Annotated in this window: 21 protein-coding genes; 12 read left to right on the top strand and 9 right to left on the bottom strand. The window is 43.6% G+C overall.

Annotated features, from left to right (window positions below):
- Positions 1–10: 10 nt before the first annotated feature.
- Positions 11–568 (top strand): tetratricopeptide repeat protein, encoded by a 558-nt coding sequence (locus tag AC59GT_RS10445; protein ID WP_117381219.1) that lies wholly within the window; start codon positions 11–13, stop codon positions 566–568.
- Between the two features lie 17 nt (positions 569–585).
- Here AC59GT_RS10445 and AC59GT_RS10440 read toward each other — a convergent pair whose 3' ends face one another.
- On the bottom strand, positions 586–798 hold the full coding sequence (locus AC59GT_RS10440) for a hypothetical protein (RefSeq protein WP_117381220.1): 213 nt from the start codon (positions 796–798) through the stop codon (positions 586–588).
- 241 nt (positions 799–1,039) lie between these two features.
- Complete coding sequence (gene lysS / locus AC59GT_RS10435) at positions 1,040–2,761, bottom strand: lysine--tRNA ligase (protein ID WP_497237588.1); 1,722 nt, start codon at positions 2,759–2,761, stop codon at positions 1,040–1,042.
- 173 nt (positions 2,762–2,934) lie between these two features.
- Here lysS and AC59GT_RS10430 point away from each other — a divergent pair, with 173 nt between their 5' ends.
- The 3 genes from AC59GT_RS10430 (at position 2,935) to AC59GT_RS10420 (ending at position 5,352) form a co-directional block, all read left to right on the top strand.
- A complete protein-coding gene (locus AC59GT_RS10430) occupies positions 2,935–3,618 on the top strand; it encodes an HAD family hydrolase (protein WP_497237587.1) in 684 nt (227 codons plus the stop codon).
- A 2-nt stretch (positions 3,619–3,620) separates the two neighbouring features.
- Positions 3,621–4,247, top strand: a complete 627-nt coding sequence (locus tag AC59GT_RS10425; RefSeq protein ID WP_497237586.1) for a CatA-like O-acetyltransferase — start codon at positions 3,621–3,623, stop codon at positions 4,245–4,247.
- Positions 4,248–4,341: 94 nt separating this feature from the next.
- Complete coding sequence (locus AC59GT_RS10420; protein ID WP_497237585.1) at positions 4,342–5,352, top strand: Kelch repeat-containing protein; 1,011 nt, start codon at positions 4,342–4,344, stop codon at positions 5,350–5,352.
- Here the strand turns inward: AC59GT_RS10420 and AC59GT_RS10415 are convergent, their stop codons facing one another.
- From AC59GT_RS10415 to AC59GT_RS10400, 4 genes are all read right to left on the bottom strand, one after another.
- Complete coding sequence (locus AC59GT_RS10415; RefSeq protein ID WP_497237584.1) at positions 5,353–7,266, bottom strand: AMP-dependent synthetase/ligase; 1,914 nt, start codon at positions 7,264–7,266, stop codon at positions 5,353–5,355.
- Positions 7,267–7,399: 133 nt separating this feature from the next.
- Positions 7,400–7,726, bottom strand: coding sequence for a HesB/IscA family protein (locus AC59GT_RS10410; RefSeq protein ID WP_117382912.1), 327 nt, complete (start codon positions 7,724–7,726; stop codon positions 7,400–7,402).
- A 98-nt stretch (positions 7,727–7,824) separates the two neighbouring features.
- Complete coding sequence (iscU, locus tag AC59GT_RS10405) at positions 7,825–8,238, bottom strand: Fe-S cluster assembly scaffold IscU (RefSeq protein ID WP_117381226.1); 414 nt, start codon at positions 8,236–8,238, stop codon at positions 7,825–7,827.
- Between the two features lie 101 nt (positions 8,239–8,339).
- Positions 8,340–9,551 carry an IscS subfamily cysteine desulfurase gene (locus AC59GT_RS10400; protein WP_497237583.1) on the bottom strand — a complete coding sequence of 404 codons (1,212 nt, stop codon included), beginning with the start codon at positions 9,549–9,551 and terminating at the stop codon, positions 8,340–8,342.
- Positions 9,552–9,652: 101 nt separating this feature from the next.
- Here AC59GT_RS10400 and mce point away from each other — a divergent pair, with 101 nt between their 5' ends.
- The 3 genes from mce to AC59GT_RS10385 all read left to right on the top strand — a co-directional run bounded on the left by mce (position 9,653) and on the right by AC59GT_RS10385 (position 13,351).
- On the top strand, positions 9,653–10,054 hold the full coding sequence (gene mce / locus AC59GT_RS10395) for a methylmalonyl-CoA epimerase (protein ID WP_497237582.1): 402 nt from the start codon (positions 9,653–9,655) through the stop codon (positions 10,052–10,054).
- 184 nt (positions 10,055–10,238) lie between these two features.
- Positions 10,239–11,633, top strand: coding sequence for a right-handed parallel beta-helix repeat-containing protein (locus AC59GT_RS10390; protein ID WP_497237581.1), 1,395 nt, complete (start codon positions 10,239–10,241; stop codon positions 11,631–11,633).
- A 323-nt stretch (positions 11,634–11,956) separates the two neighbouring features.
- The gene (locus tag AC59GT_RS10385) at positions 11,957–13,351 is read left to right on the top strand and encodes a right-handed parallel beta-helix repeat-containing protein (protein ID WP_497237580.1); all 1,395 of its coding nucleotides are present in this window, start codon (positions 11,957–11,959) and stop codon (positions 13,349–13,351) included.
- A gap of 33 nt (positions 13,352–13,384) precedes the next feature.
- Here the strand turns inward: AC59GT_RS10385 and AC59GT_RS10380 are convergent, their stop codons facing one another.
- Positions 13,385–14,287, bottom strand: coding sequence for a hypothetical protein (locus AC59GT_RS10380; protein WP_497237579.1), 903 nt, complete (start codon positions 14,285–14,287; stop codon positions 13,385–13,387).
- Positions 14,288–14,745: 458 nt separating this feature from the next.
- Here AC59GT_RS10380 and AC59GT_RS10375 point away from each other — a divergent pair, with 458 nt between their 5' ends.
- The 4 genes from AC59GT_RS10375 to prmA all read left to right on the top strand — a co-directional run bounded on the left by AC59GT_RS10375 (position 14,746) and on the right by prmA (position 17,959).
- A complete protein-coding gene (locus tag AC59GT_RS10375) occupies positions 14,746–14,994 on the top strand; it encodes a type B 50S ribosomal protein L31 (RefSeq protein WP_117381230.1) in 249 nt (82 codons plus the stop codon).
- 64 nt (positions 14,995–15,058) lie between these two features.
- A complete protein-coding gene (locus tag AC59GT_RS10370) occupies positions 15,059–16,243 on the top strand; it encodes a putative sugar nucleotidyl transferase (protein WP_497237578.1) in 1,185 nt (394 codons plus the stop codon).
- A gap of 32 nt (positions 16,244–16,275) precedes the next feature.
- On the top strand, positions 16,276–17,040 hold the full coding sequence (gene tpiA, locus AC59GT_RS10365) for a triose-phosphate isomerase (RefSeq protein WP_497237577.1): 765 nt from the start codon (positions 16,276–16,278) through the stop codon (positions 17,038–17,040).
- 82 nt (positions 17,041–17,122) lie between these two features.
- Positions 17,123–17,959 (top strand): 50S ribosomal protein L11 methyltransferase, encoded by an 837-nt coding sequence (prmA, locus tag AC59GT_RS10360; RefSeq protein WP_497237576.1) that lies wholly within the window; start codon positions 17,123–17,125, stop codon positions 17,957–17,959.
- An 89-nt stretch (positions 17,960–18,048) separates the two neighbouring features.
- Here the strand turns inward: prmA and AC59GT_RS10355 are convergent, their stop codons facing one another.
- Together AC59GT_RS10355 and AC59GT_RS10350 are read right to left on the bottom strand one after the other, a co-directional pair.
- Positions 18,049–18,687: an NAD(P)-dependent oxidoreductase gene (locus AC59GT_RS10355; RefSeq protein WP_497237575.1), complete on the bottom strand. Its 639-nt coding sequence runs from the start codon at positions 18,685–18,687 to the stop codon at positions 18,049–18,051.
- 49 nt (positions 18,688–18,736) lie between these two features.
- A complete protein-coding gene (locus tag AC59GT_RS10350; RefSeq protein ID WP_497237574.1) occupies positions 18,737–19,141 on the bottom strand; it encodes an Rrf2 family transcriptional regulator in 405 nt (134 codons plus the stop codon).
- 173 nt (positions 19,142–19,314) lie between these two features.
- On the opposite strand from AC59GT_RS10350, the gene AC59GT_RS10345 reads away from it, so the two are divergent.
- Entirely contained in the window at positions 19,315–20,169 is an 855-nt protein-coding gene (locus AC59GT_RS10345) for a universal stress protein (protein ID WP_497237573.1), read from the top strand.
- Positions 20,170–20,207: the final 38 nt, after the last annotated feature.

Raw genomic sequence — 20,207 nt, 5'->3', positions numbered from 1 at the left:
AATACAAATTATGTCGAATATAGTTAGGCTGATTATTGCCTGTGTTATGATGGGAGCCGGTGTAACACTTTGCGCTTTCGGTTTTTGGGGCTGGGGTATTACCGTATTTATTTTAGGTGGCTTTTTGCTGCTTACATTCTTCTTTAATGAGAACATGATTATCGCGCAGTACTACTTGCGTAAAGAAAATTCAGAAGGCGCCGAGAAGTTTCTGGATAAGATTACTGATTACGAAAAGCAACTATACAAATCGCAGCACGGCTATTACAACCTGCTGATAGGACTGATTGAGTCGCGTAAATCGCCAATGAAGTCTGAAAAGTATTTTAAGAAAGCTTTGCAGTTGGGTATGAGCATGTCTCACAATACGGCATTGGCAAAGCTAAGCCTTGCAGGCATATCAATGGCCAAACGCAATAAACGCGAGGCAGAAATGTACCTGAAAGAAGCAGCCAAAGACGACAAGAATAAGCTACTGGCTGACCAGATAAAGATGATGAAAGGCCAAATGGCTCAAATGGATAAGCAGCAGGTAGTACGCGGAGGTTTCCGCCAGCAAAAGTTCTAGAAGAACAATGAACCCGGTTATTTCTCGTCCAGCGAGCTAAAGTAATCGGGTTCTGACGACATACCTTGTCTGGCAGTTATATAGCGATCGGTGACGTCAGTATCTTCTGAAGAAGGTTTAGAAACTTCAACCATTTTAAGCAAGCTACGGATAAAAGACAGGTCGAAATTACTTCTGTTCAGTTTTATCAGGTATTCGTTTTCTGTTATTTCCAGGATAGAATTAGTCATAACAATTCTTATTAGTGTGTTTGATATAAAGTTAAACAACTTGTCTTTTACGAAAGTTTGTTTTGTTTTATGCTTTCATTAACAAATTGTAAAGCCCTTCACTATTTAATTTCCACATTTGTGGAGGGTTAATGTTAATTGTGACGAGGGTACTTATAGCTGGTTACTCAAGAAAATATTAGTAAAACGAAAAAGGAGCATTAAGCTCCTTTTTCGTTTATATTAAGACGAGTGATTATTCTTATTCAAACCACTTCATTACTTCGTCTTTAGTTGGCATGGTAAGATCCAGCTTAAGCTTTTTACGCATACCACCAAGGTCGTTAAAAACCTTGTTAGGGTTGCCTGCTTTTAGTTCCTCTACGGTATTAAAGCCCATCTTGTTTAGTACAGGCACCCAGTCTGCAGGTACACCAGCGTTAACGAAGTCTTCAGCAGTTGCTACTTTAGCTTTCTTTTCGGGGCGCATCTGCGGGAAGAACAATACCTCCTGTATAGTACTTTGATTGGTCATCAGCATTACCAACCGATCTATACCAATACCCAGTCCGGATGTTGGCGGCATGCCATACTCCAGCGCACGCAGAAAGTCATCATCCATTGCCATTGCCTCATCGTCGCCGCGGCCCGCCAATACCAATTGCTCTTCAAAACGCTCGCGCTGATCAATCGGATCGTTTAGCTCCGAGTAAGCGTTAGCTATCTCTTTACCGTTAACAAACAGCTCAAAACGCTCCACTAAACCATCTTTGCTGCGGTGCTTCTTAGCAAGCGGAGTCATCTCTATAGGGTAGTCGGTGATGTAAGTAGGCTGTATCAAATTAGCTTCTACTTTAGCGCTGAAGATCTCGTCGATCAGTTTGCCCTTACCCATAGTTGCATTAACCTCTATACCTAGGTCTGCACAAACCGAGCGTAAGCCCGTTTCATCCATCTCCGATACATCAATGTTCGTGTATTTCTTTATAGAATCATACATCGACAACTTTTCGTAAGGGCCTGCAAAGTTTATCTCGTTTTTGCCCACCTGTACCACAGGTACGCCTTGTACAGCTTTAGCTACTGTTTCCAGACATTCCTCAACCATGGCCATCATCCATATATAGTCTTTATAGGCTACATATATCTCCATAGCTGTAAATTCCGGGTTGTGCGTACGGTCCATGCCCTCATTGCGGAACATCTTACCAAACTCATATACACCATCAAAACCCGCTACAATCAGCCTTTTTAGGTAAAGCTCGTTTGCAATACGCAGGAAAAGCTGCATATCCAGCGTGTTATGATGGGTTTCAAAAGGCCTTGCCGCAGCGCCACCATGTACAGGTTGTAATATAGGAGTTTCCACTTCCATCCATCCCTGCGCGTTAAAGTAGCCGCGCATGGCGCTGATAACTTTCGAGCGGTTGATGAATATCTGCTTGAACTCCGGGTTTACTGTAAGGTCTACATATCGCTGGCGGTAACGCATTTCCGGATCAGTAAATCCGTCATGTATAGTTCCGTCCTCTTCACGTTTAACTACGGGCAGCGGCTTAAGCGATTTAGAAAGTACGGTAAGTTCCTGTACGTGTACAGAGATCTCGCCCGTTTGGGTAATAAAGCCGTAGCCTTTTACACCTACGTAGTCACCTATGTCCAGTAATTTCTTAAATACGGTATTGTAAAGCGTTTTATCTTCACCGGGGCATATATCGTCTCGTTTAAGGTAGATCTGCACGCGGCCGGTGCTGTCCTGCAACTCGGCAAAGCTTGCGCTGCCCATGATGCGGCGCGTCATGATACGGCCTGCTATCACTACCTGTTTATATTGGTCAGGATTGGCTTCAAAGTTATCGGTAATATCCTTTGCCCATGCGTTCACATCAAATGCCTCGGCAGGGTATGGGTTAATGCCAAGGGCGCGTAGTTGTTTTAACGACTCGCGGCGGAAGAGTTCCTGTTCAGACAGCGCAATACTCATATAAGTGTAGGTATTTTATAAGGGTGCAAAAATAGGCTTTTTAGCTTACAAGTAAGCGATTGGATGTGAGATTTGAAGGTGGCAGGTCGCGGTGCTCTTTCCCTAAGGCAATATCCTACTTTTAGCATCAGGTAAAAGCTGCAAATTATCTGCGGATGAATACCTTTGCCTGTATGAACATTAAAGTTATTGCCTTTGATGCCGACGACACCTTATGGGTAAACGAACCCTATTTCAGGCAGACGGAGGAACGTTTTTGTGAACTACTGAGCGACTACCTGTCCCGGCACGACCTTGAGCGTGAACTGTTATCTATAGAGATAGCCAATCTGTCTTTGTACGGCTACGGTATAAAGGGTTTTATACTATCGATGATAGAGGCAGCAATGAAGATCACCAACAACACCCTGAGTGTGGAAGTGATCGGCCAGATTATGGATCTTGGCAAGCAGATGCTTAACCAGCCCATAGAATTGCTGGAAGGTGTGGAAGAAGTGCTGGGTTCTTTAAAAAATAAGTACCGCCTTGTTGTAGCTACAAAGGGCGATCTGCTGGACCAAGAACGCAAGCTCAGGAAATCCGGCATTAACCACTATTTTCATCATATCGAAATCATGAGTGAAAAGGACGACGCTAATTACCTCAAGTTGATCAAACACCTGGACATCGGTCCGGAGGAATTGTTAATGATAGGCAATTCGCTCAAGAGCGATGTAATCCCGGTGCTGAATGTTGGTGGGCACGCTGTTCACGTACCTTATCATATAACATGGGCGCATGAGCAAATAGAGCATACCATAGATAACGAACGTTTCAAAAGTGTGGATACTATTACCGACGTTTTAGCATTTTTATAGTAATGAAGAAAAAGATCGATCTTGATAATTGGTCAAGAAAAGAGCATTTCGAGTTTTTTAACAAGTTTGAAGAGCCATATTTTAGTATTGTGGTTAATGTTGATGTGACAAAAGCTTATTCGAACGCAAAAGAGCAGGGGTTGTCTTTTTTTCTTTACTATCTGCATTGCGCTTTATTAGCGGTAAACGAGGTGGAAAGTTTCAAGTACAGGGTAGAAGGCACCGAACTGTTTTTGTATGACAAGATAAATGTCTCGCCAACAGTGGACAGGGCCGACGGAAGTTTCGGATTTGGCTTTATCGAGTTTGAATCTGAATTGAAAAATTTTGTGCAAACTGCATCAGCAACGCTGGAACGTTTGCGGGCTGCAACCGGGCTGTTCTCGCCCAACAGCGAGCGACAGGATGTAATACATTTCTCCGCACTGCCGTGGCTCAATTTCACCGCGCTTACCCATGCCCGCAGTTTCACCTGGCGTGACAGCGTACCTAAAATATCAGTAGGAAAAGTAACCGAAGTAGGTGGTAAAAGAATGATGCCGGTATCGATAACTGTTCATCATGGGCTTACTAATGGCCGGCACGTGGGTGAGTTTGTAGAGCTGTTGCAGCAACTGCTTAACCAATAGCAACCAAATAGGCCACTGAGGTGTAATTGTGATAGGTGACTTATCGCCTTGTTCCAGGTAAATTGATATATTTACTATTCTACGCCAATTATAAATGTTTTTAAAAAGAACCGGATTAATTTTACTGACCGCATTGCTGCTGGTATCCTGTAAAAAACAACCGTTTGTACCTAACTACGAAAATGCGCTACCCGGCCTCTGGAAGCAGGTGGCCAACTTTGAAGGTGTTGGTCGCGTGCGGGCTTACGGTTTTTCAATAGGTAACAAAGGTTATATTGTAGGAGGGAACGCTGGTTCGGGTTTTAGTTCGATAGCGTTGTACGATATGTGGGAGTATGATCCAGCTGCCGACAAGTGGACGCGCAAGGCAGATTACCCGGGGCAGGGTGCTGAATATCTTCGTGGTTTCACTGTAAATAATAAAGCTTACCTGGGCACAGGTTTTGGAGAGCGGGCAGAACACCAGGACGACCTGCCGCAGAAGCGCGATTTTTGGGAGTATGATCCTGCTTTAGATAAATGGACGCGTAAAGCAGATGTTCCCGGGCCGCCGCGCGAAAATGTTGTCGCTTTTGAAATTAACGGTTCGGGATACCTGGGACTCGGCACCAATAACGATTACAACGCCAGTTATAAGGACTTTTATAGATACGACGTGGTTAGCGACAAATGGACCCGGGTTGCTGATTACCCCGGCAATGGCAGCTTTGGCGTTGCTGCCTTTGCGGTAAACGGCAAGGCTTACGTTGGCTTGGGCGGAACGTCGCCAGATGTTATAAAAACCGACTTTTGGGAATATGATCCTGCTGCTGATAAATGGACAGCAAAGGCAGATTTCACAGGCAAACCACGGGTGTTTAGCAGCCAGTTTGTAATTGGTAACGAAGGCTATGTGGGACTTGGTACAACCCAGGCAGCCTCTGCAGACGACTGGTTTAAGTACTCCCCGGCAACAAATAGCTGGGTCAAGATCACCACTTTTGGCGGGGTTGCCCGTTACGATGCTATCAGTTTCACCATCAACGGCACTGGGTACGCAGGCACCGGCAACCCCGGCTTATTGTACGACTTTTGGAAATATACTCCCACCCAAAAACCTGATTAATTAATCAGCTTCCGTTTCCTGCAGGTACATTTCGTCTATAGCCTGGGCGTAGTTCTTTTCTATAACTTTGCGTTTTGCTTTTAGGGTAGGGGTTATCTCGCCCGCTTCCATGCTGAACGGATTACGTTTAACAATAAAGTTTTTGATGCGCTCGAACTTTGCCAGCTCGTTAGAAAAGCGTTTTACATCCTGTGCCACCCAGTCTACTATCTCCTTATCTTCTATAAAGGTATCTGGCCGCTCAAAGTACTCGTTACCCAGTTTGAAGGTTTCCTGCAGCAGTTCTTTTGGCGGAACAATAATAGCGGTTATATATTCTCGCTTATCACCAACCAGGAATATCTGCTCAACTTTTGAACTTTTCAGGTAGGTGTTCTCTACCGGAGTAGGGTAGATGTTCTTGCCATAAGCGTTCACCAGCATGTTCTTGAGCCTGTCGGTGATCTGGATGTAGCCTTTGTAAAAACGACCAATGTCACCCGTATGGAACCAACCGTCAGCATCAATGGCTGCAGCGGTCTCTTCCGGCTTGTTCCAATAACCTTTCATAACGGATATACCGCGGATGATGATCTCACCTTCTTCCGACTGGTAATCGGGCTTAAAGGTATCATGTGTTTGAATGGTGTATATCTGCTTAGTATCAATGTTTTGAATGCCAACCTGGGTGCCTGTCATGATGCGGCCTGCTGTGCCATACACCTGGCGGTGATACTCTGTAACTGCCATAGGACCGGTAGTCTCGGTAAGCCCAAAGCCTTCCAGTACTTTAATGCCTACACTACCCAGAAATATACCCACGTTTTTTGGCAGTGCACCACCACCCGAAATCAGAAACTTTAAGTTGCCGCCTGTCTTCTCGCGTATTTTGCTGAAAACAAGCTTATCAGCTATCTTAAGTTTGCCGGAAAGTATTAGCCCCGGTTTTTTGCCTTCTTCGGCATACTTCAGCGCCTCTTTGCCCAGTTCAAACGCCCAGTTGAAAATTTTGGTTTTCATGCCCCCGGCGGAAGTGCCGGTTTTCATCGCCTTATCATGAATGCGCTCCAGTAACCGCGGTACGCAGTTCATGATAGTTGGTTTCACCTCAACCATGTTTTTGGCAAGCAGTTCAAGGCTTTGCGAGAACGCTATTTTACAGCCTGCGCCCATGCATATGTAATACGTTGCAGTACGCTCGAAAACGTGCGACAGCGGCAGGAACGACAAGAAAATGTCGCTCGCCTCAACGTTCGGTATCTGGTTCAGGCCTTCACGTACAGTCTCTACAAAGTTACTGTGCGTTAGCATTACTCCTTTAGGAATGCCTGTTGTGCCGGAGGTATAGATTAAACTAGATAAGTCTGACGGCAGGATAGCTTCCCGTGCTATCTTTATAGCTGTGGCGTATTGCGGCAGCAGCGTTTTACCTTCTTCTATCACCTGCTTAAAACCAACCACACCCGCATTAAGCTTTAACTTTTCGCAGTGTTTCTCAAAGTCGTCAAAAGCGGGTATTATACGCAGTACAGAAGGACAGCTGTTTACAACCTTAAGCACTTTCTTAAAGAGGAATGGATTGCCTACCAGTATCGTTTTGGCTCCGGAGTCGTTAAGGATATACTCTATCTCAGCTTCGGTAAGGGTAGGGTATATAGAGGCATTAACTGCACCTATTTGCTGCAAGGCCTGGTCGTAATACACGTAATCCGGCCCGTTCTCAATAATAAGTGATAGCCTGTCGCCTTTTAGTACACCCACGTTCAGGAACCAGGCAGAAATGGCATCTATCTTTTCGATAGCTTCTTTGTAGGATATATCTACCCATGTATCCTTCACCTTATGGGTCATGAAGGGATGGGTATCTGGATGAATGTTCTTTACAATATTGCGTATAAGGCCAGGAACAGTATCGTGTTCTTTTACCGGGTTCATTAAGTTTATATCAGGTTTATATTAAAACAAAACTAACGGTTATTTCGCAATTTAAATAGGTGTGGCATTAAATAGAAAAAGGCCCCTTCGCAGGAGCCTCAAGTATTATTCCGATATCGAATAAAGATTTTGTTTAAACCGAGAAGCTTTCGCCGCAGCCGCAGGTGCGGGAAGCATTAGGATTATGAAAGTTAAAGCCCTTGCCGTTAAGGCCGTCGCTAAAATCAAGTTCGGTGCCGGCCAGGTATAAAAATGATTTCATATCCAGTGCCATGCGTACGCCCTTGTCTTCAAAAAACTGGTCGCCCTTTTTCTCCTCGTTATCAAAATCGAGGTTGTAGGACAAGCCCGAGCAACCCCCACCTTGTACACTTACACGAAGGAAGTAGGAGGCATCAAGCCCGCCATCCTGCATGAGGTGATCTATTTTAGATTTTGCTTTATCAGTTACAGTTACCATGATCTTAAAATCAAGAGTCAAGATACAAGAATCAAGATAAAGCGCACAAGCAGATAAAAGTCTTAACTCTTATCTCTTGATTCTTGCGTCTGTTTTTATTAGTGGTGTGATTTTTCCAGCTCAATCGGCTCCATGCCGTTTTTCACGCGGTAATCGTTAATGGCTGCTTTAATAGCATCCTCTGCCAATACCGAGCAGTGAATTTTTACCGGTGGCAATGCAAGTTCTTCAACAATATCCATGTTGTCAATCTTCATGGCGTCGTCAACGCTTTTACCTTTAAGCCACTCGGTAGCCAAAGATGAAGACGCGATAGCCGAACCGCAACCAAAGGTTTTAAATTTCGCATCGGTGATGATGTTGTTTTCGTCAACCTGTATTTGTAAACGCATTACGTCGCCGCACTCCGGTGCGCCAACCAGCCCGGTACCAACTGTAGTGCTGCTTTTATCAAGCGTGCCCACGTTGCGCGGATTGGTGTAATGGTCAATTACTTTATCTGAATAAGCCATTCTTTTAAGTTTTGCCCCCTAACCCCCTGAAGGGGGAATAGGAGTTTGTTATGTTATTATTTTACGATCAATTTATACGTCCCCTTTTGAGGACAGAGGGCTTAGTGTTCTGCCCACTCAATAGAGTTAAGGTCGATACCTTCTTTAAACATTTCCCACAGCGGTGAAAGTTCACGCAGGTGGGTAACCGCTTTTTTAGTCACCTCAATAGCGTAGTCAACTTCTTCCTCGGTAGTAAAACGGCCTAAGCCAAAACGTATAGAAGAATGTGCCAGGTCATCGCTCAGGCCAAGGCTTTTCAGCACGTATGATGGCTCCAGTGATGCCGAAGTACATGCCGAACCCGATGATACCGCAAGATCCTTCATGGCCATCATTAAGCCTTCACCTTCAACATATTTAAAGGAAATATTTGCAACATGAGGTAAGCGGTGCTGTACGTTGCCGTTCACATAGCTTTCTTCCAATTGAGATAATGATAGCTCCAGTTTATCGCGCAGGGCAGACAAACGTATAGCTTCCTGTGCCATTTCCTGATTGGCAATTTCGCAGGCTTTACCTAAACCAACTATACCCGGTACGTTAAGCGTTCCTGAACGCATGCCGCGCTCGTGGCCGCCACCGTCCATCTGTGCAGTAACTTTAACACGTGGTCCTTTACGGCGTACGTATAATGCGCCTACACCTTTAGGGCCATACATTTTGTGGGCCGATAAAGCAAGCAGGTCAATACCGTCACGGTTTACGTCGACAGGTATTTTACCAACTGCCTGGGTAGCATCAGTCATGAACAAAGCGCCATGTTTGTGGGCAATGTCAGCAATTTCCCTAACCGGCTGTATAACGCCAATTTCGTTATTGCCATACATGATAGATACCAGTATGGTTTCCGGTGTCATGGCAGCTTCAAGTACCGAAAGGTCCACAAGCCCGTCCTCTTTAACAGGAAGGTAAGTAACCCGGCCGCCAAGTTTTTCAACGTGCTTGCACGCGTCTAAAACGGCTTTATGTTCGGTAACCGCGGTAATAATGTGGTTGCCTTTTTCTTTATACATTTCAAACACGCCTTTAATGGCAAGGTTGTCGCTTTCGGTAGCGCCTGATGTAAAGATGATCTCTTTTTCGCTGGCACCTATAAGCTTAGCAACCTGCTCGCGTGCGTAATCAACACCTTCCTCTGCAACCCAGCCAAAAGGGTGGTTGCGGCTTGCAGCATTACCAAACTTAGAAGTAAAGTAAGGCAGCATAGCTTCCAGCACCCGGGGGTCCATTGGTGTGGTGGCGTTGTTATCTAGATAAATTGGGATGTTCATGGTTAAAAAATTAACAATACAAATATACGCAAAGTTTTACTTTTACATCTGCCGGCTGCTGTAAATTGCGGTATGATGCCATTTATTTACAATATTTGGACATGAACAAGATAGAGCATATTGGCATAGCAGTAAACAGCATAACAGATACGGGCAGCATCTACGAAAAGTTGCTTGGTACAACCGTTTACAAGATAGAAGATGTGCTTACCGAGGGTGTGAAAACCGCTTTCCTCAAAAGCGGCCCCAACAAAATAGAATTGCTGCAAGCTACCACCGAAGACAGCCCAATTGCCAAATTCATAGCTAAGAAAGGAGAGGGCATTCATCACATTGCCTTCGCGGTAGATGACATCGAAACCGAGATGGCCCGCCTTAAAGCGGAAGGTTTTGTTTTACTGAATGATGTGCCCAAATCCGGTGCAGACAACAAACTGGTGTGCTTCATCCACCCTAAGAGTGCTGCAGGCGTGCTGGTGGAGTTGTGCCAGGAGCGGCAATAAAACCATGCAACATCCGGGTACCTAAACTCTGATGTTCATTGTGTCATTTCTACATTTCTTTGTTACGAGTGCAACCATTTGGTTAGAGGCTACGTAAACGGACGCATGACGGTTTTACATTGAGGAAATAAATTTTATTCTCCCAACTGTTTAGCAGTCAGCACCCTAACGTATTTAAACTCGTATGAAAAACCTATCCCCCGTATTGCGCGGCATGCTGATGCTGGCTGTTTCTTCTTGTTTCACAATGTGTAAAAAAGCTGAGTTGCCGGAGCCGGCACCAGGTAAAAAAAACCTGACCAGCCTTACTGTTTCAGCAGATACTACAGCCGAAAGCTTGATGGTTAGGCCGGTGTACAACGTACAGCCATCCCAATGGTACGTTGACGGAAAAGATATGCTCCCGGGAACGATAGTAAGCATACCTGCCGGTACAAGAGGCGCTTTGCTGCTTAAGAATTTTCATGGTACAGAGGCTAACCCTATTGTTATTGTAAATAAGGGTGGCACGGTAAATATTACTGCCGCTGCAACCGCGTCCTATGGGTTTAAAACGCAAAATTGCCAGTACTTTAAAATACTCGGCAACGGCGATGCTTCTTCAAAGTATGGCATAGCGGTAACTGGTGGTAATATTGGCATGACAATGGATGCCCTTAGTACGGACTTCGAGATAGCAAATGTAGAGGTGCGTAATTCAGGTTTTGCAGGCATTATGGCCAAAACAGATCCGACCTGCGACCAGGCTACATGGCGCGGTAACTTCACTATGAAAAATGTCGTGTTGCATGATAATTATGTACATAACACAGGCGGAGAAGGCTTTTATGTTGGTAATTCCTTTTACGCTAATGGGGTGCAAACCAGCTGTGGCAAGGTAATGCCGCACGATGTTGTCGGCGTTAAGGTTTATAATAACCAGGTAGACTCTACCGGTTGCGAGGGTATACAAGTAGGCAGCGCTACTGCCGATTGCGCCATTTACAACAACGTTGTAAACTTTCCTGGGCTTTCTCCATTTGCAAGCGGTCAAAATAATGGTATACAACTAGGAGAGGGCACAGGCGGTAAGTGCTATAGTAATATTGTACGCAACGCGCCCGGTGCCGGTATCATTGTACTTGGGTTGGGAGATAATACGTTAGCCAACAACGTTATTATCAATTCTGGTGTATATGGCATTTTTGCCGACTCAAGGTATACACCGGGGCCTTACTTCCGTTTTGTAAATAACACCATTATCAATTCCAAAACTGCGGGAATACGGCTTAACTCAACCACCATCCCCATGAATGTGGTAGCTAATAACGCTATAGTTAGTTCGCTAAACAACAATGCCATTTCACGGATGAACACCAGCGTCAAGCTTACATCAGCAAGTAATTACATAGGTGCAGACGTAAATGCACTGGAGTACACTGATTTAGATGGCGGCGACTTTACGCTCTTACCATCTTCGCCGCTTATTGGTGCCGGGACGGATGTGTCTGTATTGGGTATATCACTTGACCTTAATGGTTTACAGCGGATTACAGCTAGTACATCAAGTACTTTTATAGGCGCTGTGTTAGGCGAATAGGTAAAAACTTTAGCGAGCGAAAGAGTAGTTAAGGATGTATTAAAGAACTCGACTTTCCTTTAAATTAATAATCAAAAAACCATTGCATTTAGAGTTAAATCTAAATGTTTGACAATATCCATGGTGTAAGATTTACATCTAATAATAAATTTTATAAGCATTTAGATGTGAATTGTTTAACTTATAAATGTGAAAACTCAGTCGCTTATTTTTTATTCTTGAACAACATGTAACGGCAACCAGCGTATAAAGCCAAGTGACGGTTTGCTCTGAGAATATAGTGCCGTTTTTGAAGCGTTAACCCCCTACCGTCTTTAAACTACATGAGGATTATAAATAACGTAGCAAATCTGGCGCTGGCATTGGTCGTATGCTCTTGCTTTTCAAATTGTGCAAAAACAGCTATTGATATGCCAGAGTTGGGTGGAGCGATAGAGACGGGTTTTGTTACTACTGATCAAACCCAGGTTACAACCGCCGCAGCCATTTACACCACAACTTACGTTATCCAGCCTACACAGTGGTATGTTGATGGGCAAAACTTTCTTCCCGGATCAGTAATCAGTATCCCTGCCGGATCCAGGGGCTCCTTGCTGCTAAAGAACTTCCGCGGCGCTACTGATAAACCAATTATTATTGTTAATAAAGGCGGGAAGGTAAATATCACCGCTATGGCGGGAGCTGCATACGCGTTTAAAACACAAAACTGCCAAAACTTTAAGATCCTTGGCAATGGTGTTTCCACATTGCAATACGGAATAACTGTTACCGGTGGCAATATCAGCGTAACTATGGATAGCTTTAGTTCTGATTTCGAGATAAGCAATCTAGAGGTACGGAATTCTGCTTTTGCCGGCATCATGGCCAAAACCGACCCTACTTGTGATCCCGCAACGTGGCGGGGACACTTTACCATGAAGAACGTGCTGCTGCATGACAATTATATACACCATACGGGTGGTGAGGGTTTTTACGTAGGAAATTCCTATTACGCCAAAGGTGAAGCGCTGGCATGTGGTACCGTACTGCCCCACGATGTTAGAAATGTTAAGATATACAACAACCGGGTAGAACATACCGGATGTGAGGGGATACAAGTAGGTAGTGCTATTGCTGATTGTGCCATTTACAATAATGTGGTGCAGTTTCCCGGAGTTTCGCCTTTTGCCAGCGGCCAGAATAACGGCATACAAATAGGAGAAGGTACAGGTGGAAAATGTTATAACAACATAATTAGAAGTGCGCCCGGTAACGGCATTATAGTGCTGGGGCTTGGAGATAATACGATTGCCAATAACGTGATCTTGAATTCCGGCGCTTACGGGATATTTGCCGATTCGAGATATACACCCGGGCCTTACTTCCGGTTCATTAATAATACAATAACAAATTCTGTTCTGGGGGGTATCAAGCTTAATTCTACCACCATCCCGATGAATATTGTTATTAACAATGCCATTACAGGTCCGCGGACTTCTATTCCAATCATTAAGATCAGTCCTGCGGTTAAGTTAACTGCCAGTAACAATTACACCACCACAAGTGTTAACTTGCTGATGCTTGTAGCATACGCTACCAATGACTATCATTTGTTGCCAACATCGCCCCTTATTAATGCCGGAGCAAACGTATCTGTATATGGCGTAACAAGTGATTTGTACGGGACAAGCCGCCCGTCTGCTGGTGCATATGATATTGGCGCAACTGAGTTTAAATAAAATGGATGGCTGGTAATAATTGTATACTTCTGCTTACAGTTTAGCTTCTGTTAGGTCGTATTCATCAAGTTTGCCTTTCAACTCTTTTAGGTCCGCTAAGTCGGTCTTTAGTTTTTTTATCTTTGCGGTCAACTCTGCGTTGTTGGTTGTTGGCATAAGGTATTGCTTGCCCTCCAGTGTAAAACTAACCGGTTGTACTTCTAATTTAAGGCCGAGAGCGGGCCAATTTGGATCTTTAAGCGGGTACTTGATGCTGCTCCATAATTGAGGGTTTTTTTGGGCCGGTGAACTTAAAATTAAATTGTCATCTACACTATCGCCCGGTTGTAAGGTGCTGTTTTCATCGCCGGTGCCTGATGTAGTATAGAAAACAGGTTCAGGTTTGCCCTTCTCATATAATTTATATGATACCATAACCTGTCCGCGGAGCGGTTGTTGACCAGTATATTTGTAGCTTATTTTTATTGTTGGAGTTTTTACATTAAAAAAATCCGTCTGCTCCAGGCTTAAATAATCAATTGTAAATAGCGATGACATATACTTGCTAATCTTAAGATTATTCGCGCGCTGCCTTTCCAGGCTGTCAAGCTCAGTAGTAATATTCTTTATCTCACGTTTGTTGTCTTCCTGCAGAATATCCTCTGCCTTATCTACTATAGAAGAATAGGTTTGCCCATCTGCTATGCTAAGTGCAATTTTACTGAATGACTGGCCTTTGTATTTTTTGGGTTCAACAAACTTAAGCCTCATAGATTCACCTACAATAACCCTCATAGCCTTTTCAAGGGTGTTTTTTTCTTCTTTTGATAATTTTGCCTCAACCTTCTTTCTTGAGTTTTCAAATTCCTTTTCAGAGTGCCCGTTCAATTTCTCACCGCATCCAAATAGAGTGGAGGCTAAGGCTATTAAAACAATGAAGGCAGTGGGTTTTTTCATACCTATGATTTTAGTTGGTTAATAACTGATTACATAATCAAAATAAATACAGTTAGTTTTAATGAGTGCGAATAAAAGTTTAAAGTTTTTATCAATTGAGCCTGAGAGCTCAATTCAACGCGCATTGATTTTCACTTTATAGGACGGGTCATGCTACAGGTGTCCCAAGCTGAGTGTCCCAGCCTGCTTGGTCAAAGAGTTTCAAAATTGCTTATTTAGCTGTAGCAAAGCTGAATAGGTGATTTACTTAAATAATTTGTACTGTCTCGGGGTGTCCCGCCTGTTTTATCTAAACACCTGTAAAATAGGTCGTTAAATATTTTAGGTGTCCCAAGTGTCCCGGTTCCTAAGCGGGACACTTGGGTGTTATAGTATATGTTAAAAACTTTTTTAATTAGCCTTTTTACTTCTCAACTATTTAGTTACATTTGCACCTCTTTTATAAGAAGTATACGATAATGAAAAAAGACCTGCATCCATCAAACTATAGATTAGTTGTTTTTAAGGATATGTCTAACGACTATTCTTTTATCACTAAATCTTGCATAGATAGCCGTGAAACCGTTAAATGGGAAGATGGCAATGAATACCCTTTGGTAAAATTAGAAATTTCACACACTTCTCACCCGTTTTATACTGGTAAGATGAAATTGGTTGACACTGCCGGACGTATTGATAAGTTCCGCACGCGTTACTCTAAGAAATAAGTGTTTTTTCAATAAAATATTGTTCAGTCGCCCGCATGCGGGCGACTTTTTTTATTTTTGGCGCATGGCGATCATTCTGTTCGACGATAACGCTCGCGATACCTTACTGCCGCTTACATTTACACGCCCCGTTGCCGATTTGCGCATTGGCATACTTACTATAGCCGAAAAGTGGGGTAAATACCTCGATACAGGTTTCTCTTACCTTACGCAGCCTTACCTGCAGGTTAAGTACCCCATAAATATTGCCGAAGAAAATATCTTTATTAACGGTTCGGTATGTCCTGATGAGCAATTGCTGGAAGCAATAGATAAACTTGCCGAAGGCGAGGCTTTATTTCAACAGGGTAAATTGATTGCTGTTAAGCTTAACGCCACGGCGGCGGCGGAGTTTAGCCTGGCCGAACAAAATTATTCGCCGATAGAGTATACAGGTCAATTGGTTTCAATAACCTATCCCGAGCATATCTTCAAAAAAAACGACGAGGAGCTTAAAAAGGATTTTACACTGCTAACTAAGGGCCGCACCAGCGCTCGGGTGAGCAGTACCAATACTATCCTGGGCGATCAGTTATTCCTGGAAGAAGGTGCTAGCGCTGAGTGCGCTATACTCAACACGCTTCATGGCCCAATTTACATTGGTCGAAACAGTGAAGTTTGGGAGGGTTCTGCTATTCGTGGCTCTTTCGCGCTCTGTATGGAGTCGCAGGTTAAAATGGGGACCAAGATTTATCCCGGCACAACGGTTGGACCATACAGCCGCGTTGGTGGCGAAATAAACAACGCTGTTATCTGGGGATATTCATCAAAAGGCCATGAGGGTTACCTGGGTAACTCTGTGATGGGAGAGTGGTGCAACATAGGTGCCGACAGTAACAACTCCAACCTTAAAAATAACTACGCTGACGTACGCTTGTGGGATTATAGCCAGAAAAGTTACCGCAATACAAGTCTCCAATTTTGCGGCCTCGTGATGGCAGATCATGCAAAATGCGGTATTAATACAATGTTTAACACAGGTACAGTGGTTGGCGTAAGTGCTAACGTATTCGATGCAGGCTTCCCACCGAACTTTATCCCGGACTTCTCGTGGGGCGGTGCTAAAGCAATGGAAGAATACAGGCTGGATAAGGTACTGCAAACTGCAGCCAAAGTAATATCACGCCGTGAACACCGGGTGTTTGATGAAACAGAGATAGCAATATTAACAGAGATATTTAATACGACAAAGCAGTACAGGCAATTTTAACCTGTACCTTTATAACCTTTACAACACACGAAATGAGAAAAAAAATTGTAGCCGGCAACTGGAAAATGAACCTTGATTATAATGAAGGTTTAGCCTTGTTTTCAGAAGTAGTTAACATGGTAAAAGATGAAGCCACCGGCAATCAGCAGGTGGTGGTTTGCAGTCCGTTTATACATCTGCATAGCCTGGCGCAATTAGCCAAAGGCTCCAATAACGTAGCTATAGGCGCACAAAATGCTCATCAGGCAGAGTCAGGTGCTTACACCGGCGAAATATCTGCAAAACAGGTGAAATCTACCGGTGCTGAATACGTTATTTTGGGGCACTCCGAGCGTCGCCAGTATTTTGGTGAGACTAACGAGTTACTGGCTAAAAAGACGGATACGGCATTAGCCAATGACCTAAAACCAATTTTTTGTATTGGCGAGACCTTGCAAGAGCGTGAAGCTAATACCCACTTTGGCATTATTAAAGCGCAGCTTACAGAGGGCGTGTTTCATTTGGATGCTGAAACATTTGCCAAACTCGTTATCGCTTACGAACCTGTATGGGCAATAGGTACAGGCGTAACCGCGACGTCTGCACAAGCGCAGGAGATACATGAATTTATCCGCAAGGAGATAGCTGCTAAATATAGCCAGCAAGTTGCTGACGACACCACTATTCTTTACGGTGGTAGCTGTAATGCCAAGAATGCCGCAGAACTTTTTGCACAAACAGACATTGATGGTGGCCTTATTGGTGGTGCATCATTAAAATCACGCGACTTTACCGACATCGTTAAAGCGTTCAATTAATCAGATATTCAGTTTTGAGATTGGAGGTTAGTTAAGGCTGGCCTCCAATCTTTGTTTATATAGTTGCTATACTAATCATATCATGAACTACTACGAACTCCTGTTCACTACGCTAACTACCGAAGATTATCAGCAGGACCTTTTGATTGCAGCTTTAGGGGAAATCGGGTTTGATACTTTTGAAGAAGTCGATCTTGGTTTTAAGGCTTATATACCGGTTGATAATTTTGATCGGCAGCAAGTAGACGATGCTTTGCGTCCATATCAGGAAATGTTCACTTTTAGTTATGAAGTCAACCTGATCCCTCAAAAAAACTGGAACGAGGTATGGGAAAGTAATTTTGAACCGATACAAATCGGCGATCAGGTGTTCGTTCGCGCTACTTTCCACGCGGCGAAGCCGGAGTTTCCTTACGAGATCGTGATAGACCCGAAAATGGCTTTTGGAACCGGGCACCATCAAACCACGGCCATGCTGATGGCGTTGATGCTGGAGAACGACTTTGCTGGGAAGAAAGTGCTGGATATGGGTTGCGGAACGGGTATTTTAGCTATTCTCGCTAGCAAACTTGGTGCGGTTGAACTAACAGCAATAGATTATGATCCGGTTTGTTATGAAAGCACAATCGAGAACGCGGCATTGAATGACATCAATAACATAACGGCTTTATGCGGGTCTAAAGAAGCTATACCTAACGACAAGTACGATATTATACTTGCTAATATCAACCGCAATATCTTGCTTGATCAGATGGAACGTTACGCGCAGGTGCTTAAGCCAGGCGGCGAGATCTACTTCAGCGGGTTTTATGAGTCGCCTGATTCAGAGATTATCACCGATGAAGCAAGAAAGTATAACCTTAAGTACATTACACATAAGAAAGATAAAGAATGGGTAGCGGCAAAATTTGTGCTGTAGTCCGTAATAAAGATAATCACACGAACTGATGCCGCGTTTGGGGTATCATCAAATCCGTGTAATCATTCTAGCTCTTTATATCAACGGTATTAATAACCTACAGTAAACCGTTTGTGAATAAACTCGTTTTGTTCAAGCTCATTAAAGATGGCTACAGCTAAGTCTTCTACAGAAATATCATGGTGGCCGTTTTCGTCAAATAGCGGGCTTTCGGTACCAGTTCTAAATTCGCCGGTTCGTTTGCCCGGGTGCAGGTTTATCGCCGGGCTTAAAAAAGTCCAATCAAGTTCTTTTTCTTCCTTTAAAATGTTGAGGTAATCGCGTGCTGATGATGCTCCGGGGTAATATTCTTTAGGGAACTGAGGCGAGTCTACCAGTTGTTTGCCGTCAACATATAAACTTCCGGCACCACCAATTACCAGCAGGCGCTTTACTCCCGATTTTTTGGTGGCTTCCTGGATGTTTTTACTTCCTTGTAAAAAGTCTTCATACAGGTTTGGATTGGTCCAGCCCGCGTTAAAGGAACTTACAACAGCATCGTGTCCTGATAGTGCAGCCGCCAGCGCATCAATATTATTTACATCTGCTGCTATTGGCGTTACGCCTGCATGTGTATCTACTTTCGCGGTATCTCTTGCTATTGCAGTTATCTCATATCCGCAAGATACACCTTCTTTAACCAATACGCTTCCTACAAAACCTGTGGCACCGATTATTGCTACTTTCATGTTATTGTTTTTAATGTAATTAAATATGTTACAGTTTGTTTTAAATTTTTTAGTCAAATTTTTTACAAAAAGCATCCAGGCTTATTCCGTTCAGCTTATTTATAAGCGCTTGGTCTACCTCTTCGTACAAGTTGTTTAAATGGCTGTTTATCTGCCTTCCCACCGGGCACTTAGGGTTTGGCTGATTTTTAGCCTGTCCGAGAATCGCATCCGGCTTCACCGTATTATAAATTTCTGCCAGGTTTATATCAGTACCAGGCCTTGCGAGCTGATAACCGCCGTTTTTCCCTTCCTGGCTTTTTACAAGTCCGTGTTTAATTAGGTTGCTCAGTTCTTTTCTTACCAACACAGCGTTTACGTTAATGCTCCCGGCTAAAAATTCCGACGAGATTACACCTTGCTCAGTACAAAGCAACGTCATTATGTGGAGTGTTATAGGAAAGCGACCGTTCATGCTTATATGTAATAATTTTTATTACAGTACAAAAGTAGATGCTTTTATCAATTAAACAAATCTTAAATTTACCTCGATACAAATATGAGTTATGATTGACAATGTGCTTTTTAAACCTATTTGGCATTGCGAAGTAACTTTGGCCGAAATGGTCGGGGTGTAATTAAATGATTATGAAGACCTATCTAGTTCCTGTTGATTTTTCTGCAGCTGCGGAAAATGCAGCTTTTCTGGCCGCGCATTTAACTCACCAATCGGGTGCGCATCGTATAGTTTTGATGAACGCCTACTATATAACGCCTTACGAAGAATTACTACCGAATCCGGATATGCTGATGCTTCGTGAGCAGGAGGTAGAAGAGAGCGCCGCAGAGCGAATAGAGAACCTAAGTGCATTACGCGACAAATTGAGAGCTGAGGTAAGAGCGGGTATTGAAATAAGCATCCGGCTTAACAGATCCCATTTGGTGAGGGCAGTGGTTGATGCCGTAGAAGAAGATAAGGTAGATATGGTAATTATGGGTAGCATAGGAAACAGTACCGTCCGAGAGAATGGTGTCGGAATAGGCGGCCATGTAACTAACGTATCTAAGGCCAGTCCGGCACCAGTATTGGTTGTACCGCCAGCATATACATATCAAACTATAAAACGCATTGCTATAGCATGCGACTTAAAAAAGGTGAAAGAAAGTATACCAGTAGAGGCATTGCACAAGTTTTTGGGTACACAGCCCATGGAGCTTTTAATAGTAAATATAGATGCAACTGAAAAACAGGCCAGTGCCGATCCACAGATGCTTACCGAGCAAACAACCCTATATAAAATGCTGGAAGAGTACAGTCCCACTTACCATTACATAAACACTCCAAACGTTATTGCTGGCGTACTCAATTTTGCAAATGAGCAGGATACCCAGCTAATTATAGCATTGCCGCATAAGTACAGCTTCCTGCGTTCTCTGTTGCATAGCAGCGTTTCAAGGCAGTTAGCTTCTTGCGCTACGGTGCCGGTGTTATTGTTAAAATAGTATTACTTATTAATTTAATTGGCGCGATAAGCGTTTTT

This window comes from Mucilaginibacter sp. 320_HR, from assembly GCF_059691875.1.
Note: the sequence above shows the minus strand (reverse complement) of the source record. Positions and strands in the feature narration are given on the sequence as shown.

What these genes read in the sequence shown, in the direction of transcription:
- AC59GT_RS10385 (WP_497237580.1), top strand. Translation starts at nt 11,957, where the DNA reads ATGAGGATTATAAATAACGTAGCAAATCTGGCGCTGGCATTGGTCGTA.
- AC59GT_RS10410 (WP_117382912.1), bottom strand. Translation starts at nt 7,726, where the DNA reads ATGGTAACTGTAACTGATAAAGCAAAATCTAAAATAGATCACCTCATG.
- AC59GT_RS10420 (WP_497237585.1), top strand. Translation starts at nt 4,342, where the DNA reads ATGTTTTTAAAAAGAACCGGATTAATTTTACTGACCGCATTGCTGCTG.
- AC59GT_RS10370 (WP_497237578.1), top strand. Translation starts at nt 15,059, where the DNA reads ATGGCGATCATTCTGTTCGACGATAACGCTCGCGATACCTTACTGCCG.
- tpiA (WP_497237577.1), top strand. Translation starts at nt 16,276, where the DNA reads ATGAGAAAAAAAATTGTAGCCGGCAACTGGAAAATGAACCTTGATTAT.
- lysS (WP_497237588.1), bottom strand. Translation starts at nt 2,761, where the DNA reads ATGAGTATTGCGCTGTCTGAACAGGAACTCTTCCGCCGCGAGTCGTTA.
- AC59GT_RS10425 (WP_497237586.1), top strand. Translation starts at nt 3,621, where the DNA reads ATGAAGAAAAAGATCGATCTTGATAATTGGTCAAGAAAAGAGCATTTC.
- iscU (WP_117381226.1), bottom strand. Translation starts at nt 8,238, where the DNA reads ATGGCTTATTCAGATAAAGTAATTGACCATTACACCAATCCGCGCAAC.
- AC59GT_RS10390 (WP_497237581.1), top strand. Translation starts at nt 10,239, where the DNA reads ATGAAAAACCTATCCCCCGTATTGCGCGGCATGCTGATGCTGGCTGTT.
- AC59GT_RS10430 (WP_497237587.1), top strand. Translation starts at nt 2,935, where the DNA reads ATGAACATTAAAGTTATTGCCTTTGATGCCGACGACACCTTATGGGTA.
- AC59GT_RS10415 (WP_497237584.1), bottom strand. Translation starts at nt 7,266, where the DNA reads ATGAACCCGGTAAAAGAACACGATACTGTTCCTGGCCTTATACGCAAT.
- AC59GT_RS10445 (WP_117381219.1), top strand. Translation starts at nt 11, where the DNA reads ATGTCGAATATAGTTAGGCTGATTATTGCCTGTGTTATGATGGGAGCC.
- prmA (WP_497237576.1), top strand. Translation starts at nt 17,123, where the DNA reads ATGAACTACTACGAACTCCTGTTCACTACGCTAACTACCGAAGATTAT.
- AC59GT_RS10440 (WP_117381220.1), bottom strand. Translation starts at nt 798, where the DNA reads ATGACTAATTCTATCCTGGAAATAACAGAAAACGAATACCTGATAAAA.
- mce (WP_497237582.1), top strand. Translation starts at nt 9,653, where the DNA reads ATGAACAAGATAGAGCATATTGGCATAGCAGTAAACAGCATAACAGAT.
- AC59GT_RS10375 (WP_117381230.1), top strand. Translation starts at nt 14,746, where the DNA reads ATGAAAAAAGACCTGCATCCATCAAACTATAGATTAGTTGTTTTTAAG.
- AC59GT_RS10350 (WP_497237574.1), bottom strand. Translation starts at nt 19,141, where the DNA reads ATGAACGGTCGCTTTCCTATAACACTCCACATAATGACGTTGCTTTGT.
- AC59GT_RS10400 (WP_497237583.1), bottom strand. Translation starts at nt 9,551, where the DNA reads ATGAACATCCCAATTTATCTAGATAACAACGCCACCACACCAATGGAC.
- AC59GT_RS10380 (WP_497237579.1), bottom strand. Translation starts at nt 14,287, where the DNA reads ATGAAAAAACCCACTGCCTTCATTGTTTTAATAGCCTTAGCCTCCACT.
- AC59GT_RS10355 (WP_497237575.1), bottom strand. Translation starts at nt 18,687, where the DNA reads ATGAAAGTAGCAATAATCGGTGCCACAGGTTTTGTAGGAAGCGTATTG.
- AC59GT_RS10345 (WP_497237573.1), top strand. Translation starts at nt 19,315, where the DNA reads ATGAAGACCTATCTAGTTCCTGTTGATTTTTCTGCAGCTGCGGAAAAT.